Origin of the sequence: Streptomyces pseudogriseolus (assembly GCA_002154585.1) — a bacterium.
In the GTDB taxonomy this organism is placed as follows: Bacteria; Actinomycetota; Actinomycetes; order Streptomycetales; family Streptomycetaceae; genus Streptomyces; species Streptomyces pseudogriseolus.
Map to the genome: position 1 here is coordinate 1 of MUNG01000764.1, position 838 is coordinate 838.

At 71.4% G+C, this 838-nt stretch carries 1 protein-coding gene; it reads left to right on the plus strand.

Features of this window, described 5'->3' with window-relative positions; translation table 11 throughout:
- Positions 1-838 (plus strand): AAA family ATPase (locus CCN29_RS34630; protein ID WP_143661487.1); only part of this gene is annotated, 838 nt, incomplete at both ends.

The following is an 838-nucleotide window of genomic DNA, read 5'->3' on the forward strand; positions in this document are numbered from 1 at the left end:
CCCCCGCGGCCGTGCCGGAACCCCGGCGGGAGACACGCACGTCCAAGGACGTCCTCGGCGAACTCGACGCCCTGGTCGGCCTGGAGAGCGTCAAGCGCGAGGTGCGCGCCCTCACCGACATGATCGAGGTGGGCCGGCGCCGGCAGAAGGCCGGGCTGAAGGCGGCGTCCGTCAAGCGGCACCTGGTGTTCACCGGCTCCCCCGGCACCGGCAAGACCACCGTGGCGCGCCTGTACGGCGAGATCCTCGCCTCGCTCGGGGTGCTGGAGCAGGGCCATCTGGTCGAGGTGTCCCGGGTGGACCTGGTCGGCGAGCACATCGGGTCCACGGCGATCCGCACCCAGGAGGCGTTCGAGAAGGCGCGCGGCGGGGTGCTGTTCATCGACGAGGCGTACGCGCTGTCGCCGGAGGACGCGGGCAGGGACTTCGGCAAGGAGGCCATCGACACACTGGTCAAGCTGATGGAGGACCAGCGGGACGCGGTGGTGGTCATCGTGGCGGGCTACACGGCCGAGATGGAGCGCTTCCTGTCGGTGAACCCGGGTGTGGCGTCCCGTTTCTCCCGCACGATCACCTTCGGCGACTACGGTCCGGAGGAGCTGCTGCGGATCGTGGAGCAGCAGGCCGAGGAGCACGAGTACCGGCTGGCGCCGGGCGCCGCCCAGGCGCTGCTGACGTACTTCACGGACATCCCGAAGGGGCCCGCGTTCGGCAACGGACGCACGGCGCGGCAGACGTTCGAGGCGATGGTGGAGCGGCACGCGAGCCGGGTCGCCCAGCTCGACGAGCCCACCACCGACGACCTGACGCTGCTGTACGCGGAGGACCTGCCCGCGCT